Below are 4418 nucleotides of genomic sequence, written 5' to 3' on the forward strand. Positions count from 1 at the left end.
GTTCGGTAATACCCGCAGAGGTGCGCTTCGTGACATAATCCTGTTGTGCATCGAACCGGTACTCAATAGCGCCGCTGACCACAGGCAACTAAGAAGGTAGTTAATTATGGCTGAGCACGATTGTATTTCAGAATCAGGGATTTCCAAAGCGCAGCGCCGTTATATTGTCGGCTATGTACCGAACCGGGGCGATACCGGCACACCCAATATTCATTTAAAGGGTAAATGGCTGAAAGAGGCGGGGTTTGAGATGGGCGCACATCTTACAGTGAAAATAGCTGATGGCTGTATTGTGATTATTAAAGACAGCGATGAAGTAGATGCGCTGAAGCATGAGCAGGAAGCCCTACGTCAGCAACTGCGGGATATAAAAATGGCTAATCGTAATATTAAAGCAGCGCTGTGGGGGATGGCGGGTTAAGTCAAAGGACCGGAAAGATCTGAGGATCCTTCCGGTCACGCTTAATTCCATTAACTTATCCTGTTTAATAGGATTTCAACATAAGATTTATCACCGTTATATATGAATCCGTCACCACCATCAGGCAAATCTAGTTTATTAGATATTATAGATTTCAATAGATTAACTTTTGAAACATGCTGTTGCTTGGAGAAATCAATATCTGTATAAAAATGTTCGCTCTTTGTAGTTTGTCCTTTCAATTTTATAAATCTTTCAGCACTACTCATAGATTCAGTATCTGATTGATAATTCTTATAATACTCAAAAAACAAATTCAAATCTCCAATCAATGAAAAACCGACAGTCAGCTTAGAGTCATCGACTGAAACCTCTCGTTCAATTAATGGGATATCTTTTATTTCCCGACAATCCAATACAACCTTCATAAAATAACTCCAGTATTTAAGGTGTGATGATTATTCCGGCTTTAGTTCCATCAGGGAATGAAATGTTATAATGTGGATTTGTATCGTGCAATATATTATTAGAATCATGAACAGTATCTGAGAGTGGGTTTTTGGTATTATATAAATCACCGCGATATGTACCTTTTGGTTGTTTCCATACATCACCGAACGCAGTGTCTTTGAAAAGATAACCCGAATTAGCAGGGAAATTATCAACATGCGGCCTTAATTCAGACATATAATCTAATAATTTCCTCGCATCCTCTGCGCTTCTGACAGTCACATCTTGACCATTGCGTAACGCTTCCATATCGCGTAATTGCTGAGCGGTCGGAGGACAACAAGCCAGCCCCAGCGGGTCTATCCACCCCAGCGGATTATGCACATACCCGTAAGGATTAATTCCCCCAGCCAGCCCTATCGGGTCTGCCGAAATGTACTGCCCCGCCTCACTATCATAGTAACGGAAGCGGTTGTAGTGCAACCCGGATTCTGTGTCTTCGTATTGCCCCGGAAAGCGCAGTCTGCAACTCAGGTTGTCATCGTTAGCACTTTCTTCACGACCCCAGAGCTGTTGCTTGCCGCGCCAGACGATGGTGCCGTCTTCAGTCAGTAATTCCTGAATGCGGCCGACGGTGTCTGTGACGGCATAGTGCAGTTTTCCCTTCGCATGCCGCGCGACAGGCGTTAGTGCCGCCGGCTCGTACAGCTACTGAACTCTTTCCTCAAACGTCGGCGTTATTGTCGGCTATGTACCGAACCGGGGCGATACCGGCACTCCCAATATTCATTTAAAGGGTAAATGGCTGAAAGAGACGGGATTTGAGACGGGTGCACATCTCACCGTTAAAATATCGGACGGCTGCATTGTGATTATTAAAGACAGCGAAGAAGTTGACGCGCTGAAGCATGAGCAGGAAGTGCTACGTCAGCAACTGCGGGAAATTAATCTGGCTAATCTGAATATTAAATCTGCATTACAGGGCATAGCGAGTTAAATGAAAAAGCAGGAAAGGTCGGGATGATCTTTCCTGCTTTTTGTCATCGCAATAAATTGATATTGAATCAATCTGTTGCGAACATATTTATATCATCCATTGCATCTTCAATTCTTCCAATCAAGTTATGGTTACTTTTTTTACTCATAAGAACTGGGATAACTTTTTCTTTGTTAATTTTTGAATGAATTCTAGCCACATGACCTAAACATGTTATTGCAAGTCCGCTTATATCATCGTTATCACAGTTAAGCAGCGAAAGACAATAATCTTCAATCCAATCAACATCATCAATATTAAATGTTGCATATAAAAGCGCATCACTTATAACTTTTACATCAGTGGATTTATGCAATAGCTCATTAAGCTCTGCTTTTGAATAATTATCCACAGCATTTTCCTTTCTTATTTACTTTGCGAGTATTTTTCAACGCATTTTGTTGGTCAACATGCAGATCATTCCACGATCTTACATGTCCATGATAGATATCATCGCCATTAGGTAATGTTCGTGTTTTATCTAAAACAACGAATTCGCCAGTTGCATTATCAACTCCAACTCGTCGAGGTGATGTCGATTTAACTTGGGTGGAGTTATCTAAAGCTCCTTGCCCATTTGTTGGTGCTCGGCTTTTAACTGAATTATCGGTTTTTCCGTGATAAGGAGCATCTTCATAAATCGCAATCAGCCCCAGCGGGTCAACCCAACTCAGCGGATTCGCCACATACCCGTAAGGGTTCACCCCACCCAGTAGTCCTATCGGGTCTGCCGAAATGTACTGTCCCGTTTCACTATCATAGTAACGGAAGCGGTTGTAGTGCAAGCCGGATTCTGTGTCTTCGTATTGCCCCGGAAAGCGCAGTCTGCAACTCAGGTTGTCATCGTTAGCACTTTCTTCCCGACCCCAGAGCTGTTGCTTGCCGCGCCAGACGATGGTGCCGTCTTCGGTCAGTAATTCCTGAATACGACCGACCGTATCACTTTCTGTTTGCCGATGCGACGACCGAACGGGTCGTAGGTATAACGCCAGCGCACGCCCGACGGCGTCATCAGCTCACTCAGACGGTCATACCCGTCCCACCAGTAGCGCCATGTCTGCGGCCGGTAACCGGATAAACATGATTAGTTTTTCCGATTTTTTAACTCATTCAGCTGGCCGATCAAAAACATATATTCTATCAATATTGACGCTTTTTTTTGTAACATAAACATCATTGCTATTTAGGTTTAAAGAATATAAATACTCCTTAATCAGGTTCTCCTCAATAGAGTTTTTTTGTGAGAGTTCCAAAGAAGATAAAAGCCACTTTTTTCTTCTGGAAATACATATATGTGGAGATAGACAGCCCACTTCTTTATAATCATGGAAATCCAAATCCGTTATTGATAAACATATAAGATAATCCTCCAATTCACTTTCATTTAAATAATCAGAAGAAATCCCCCTGATATGGCCAATGAGTTCAACTCCTTGCCGGATTAATAATTTATTTTTTTCATTAAAAGAAAAGCCACTGAGGAAAGATATGTTTTTATAACGAGAAAAAAGTGGAATTTCTTCATACGATTCATATTCTTTAAAGTAAATAGAGAAATCATTTAACTTCTCTTTTTTTATTAGGGCTTTAAACTTATCCTGTATGTTTTCCATTATAAATCCCAACCATGTTCTTCAAGCCATTTCAATGTCTTACGTGTAAAATTAGGATCTGCGTCATGAATAGAGCCATTTTGATTAATTGCTCCTCCATTAGCACCATGTGCATGCCATTGTGAACCAGGAACGCTTTCCTCCGGAGCATCGATTCTTGTGATTTCTTTTGGTCCCTGTCCTTTCCTTACTTTATTCCTTGCGTCTTTAGGCGGACAACAAGCCAACCCCAGCGGGTCAACCCACCTCAACGGATTCGCCACATACCCGTAAGGATTCAGCCCACCCGCCAAGCCGATAGGGTCTGCCGAAATGTACTGTCCCGTTTCACTATCATAGTAACGGAAGCGGTTGTAGTGCAAGCCGGATTCTGTGTCTTCGTACTGCCCCGGAAAGCGCAGTCTGCAACTCAGGTTGTCATCGTTAGCACTTGCTTCACGACCCCAGAGCTGTTGCTTACCGCGCCAGACGATGGTGCCGTCTTCGGTCAGTAATTCCTGAATACGACCGACCGTATCGGTTACCGCATAGTGCAGCAGTCCTTTCTCATAACGCGCCAGTGGTGTGAAGCTGCCTGGCTCGTATATCCAGCGGATACTGTCGTCATACGCCGGAGTGCCACCGGCATACACCGGGATTTCTTCGGTCAGCTGGTCGCCATTCCAGTGGAAGTCATAACCGGTTTTCTGGCGGTTGGTGCAGCGTTTGCTGATGCGCCTGCCAGACGGGTCATAGCGGTATTCCCAGCGTTCGCCGTCCGGGGTTTCCAGCGCGGTGAGCTGGCTTCGGGCATCCCAGCGGTAGCGCCACTGGAGAGGGCGATAGCCGCCTTTATCCACCAGTTTTTCCACCAGACGCCCGTTAACATCGTATTTCCAGGTGATGTTGTGTTCGTTCA

Annotated in this window: 6 protein-coding genes and 3 pseudogenes; 3 read left to right on the plus strand and 6 right to left on the minus strand. The window is 44.1% G+C overall.

The window, feature by feature from the left end:
* The first annotated feature begins 106 nt into the window (after positions 1–106).
* A complete protein-coding gene (locus MES37_RS23605) occupies positions 107–421 on the plus strand; it encodes a SymE family type I addiction module toxin (RefSeq protein WP_237932747.1) in 315 nt (104 codons plus the stop codon).
* A 50-nt stretch (positions 422–471) separates the two neighbouring features.
* Here the strand turns inward: MES37_RS23605 and MES37_RS23610 are convergent, their stop codons facing one another.
* Together MES37_RS23610 and MES37_RS24790 are read right to left on the minus strand one after the other, a co-directional pair.
* Positions 472–849: a hypothetical protein gene (locus tag MES37_RS23610; RefSeq protein ID WP_237932748.1), complete on the minus strand. Its 378-nt coding sequence runs from the start codon at positions 847–849 to the stop codon at positions 472–474.
* Positions 850–865: 16 nt separating this feature from the next.
* Positions 866–1555: pseudogene (locus MES37_RS24790) on the minus strand (RHS repeat-associated core domain-containing protein); the annotation flags it as partial.
* 55 nt (positions 1556–1610) lie between these two features.
* On the opposite strand from MES37_RS24790, the pseudogene MES37_RS24885 reads away from it, so the two are divergent.
* Together MES37_RS24885 and MES37_RS24890 are read left to right on the plus strand one after the other, a co-directional pair.
* Positions 1611–1736 (plus strand): annotated as a pseudogene (locus MES37_RS24885) (SymE family type I addiction module toxin); the annotation flags it as partial.
* 3 nt (positions 1737–1739) lie between these two features.
* Complete coding sequence (locus tag MES37_RS24890; protein ID WP_277881107.1) at positions 1740–1868, plus strand: hypothetical protein; 129 nt, start codon at positions 1740–1742, stop codon at positions 1866–1868.
* 67 nt (positions 1869–1935) lie between these two features.
* Here MES37_RS24890 and MES37_RS23625 read toward each other — a convergent pair whose 3' ends face one another.
* The 4 genes and pseudogenes from MES37_RS23625 to MES37_RS23650 all read right to left on the minus strand — a co-directional run.
* Complete coding sequence (locus tag MES37_RS23625; RefSeq protein WP_232886795.1) at positions 1936–2259, minus strand: hypothetical protein; 324 nt, start codon at positions 2257–2259, stop codon at positions 1936–1938.
* Between the two features lie 295 nt (positions 2260–2554).
* Positions 2555–2979 (minus strand): annotated as a pseudogene (locus MES37_RS24800) (RHS repeat domain-containing protein); the annotation flags it as partial.
* A 34-nt stretch (positions 2980–3013) separates the two neighbouring features.
* Entirely contained in the window at positions 3014–3520 is a 507-nt protein-coding gene (locus tag MES37_RS23645; protein ID WP_237932751.1) for an Imm15 family immunity protein, read from the minus strand.
* On the minus strand, positions 3520–4418 hold an 899-nt coding region (locus MES37_RS23650), incomplete at its 5' end, for an RHS repeat domain-containing protein (protein WP_337927123.1). The genes MES37_RS23645 and MES37_RS23650, both read right to left, overlap by 1 nt.

The sequence above is a fragment of the Buttiauxella sp. S19-1 genome, assembly GCF_022134725.1.
Lineage (GTDB): Bacteria > Pseudomonadota > Gammaproteobacteria > Enterobacterales > Enterobacteriaceae > Buttiauxella > Buttiauxella ferragutiae.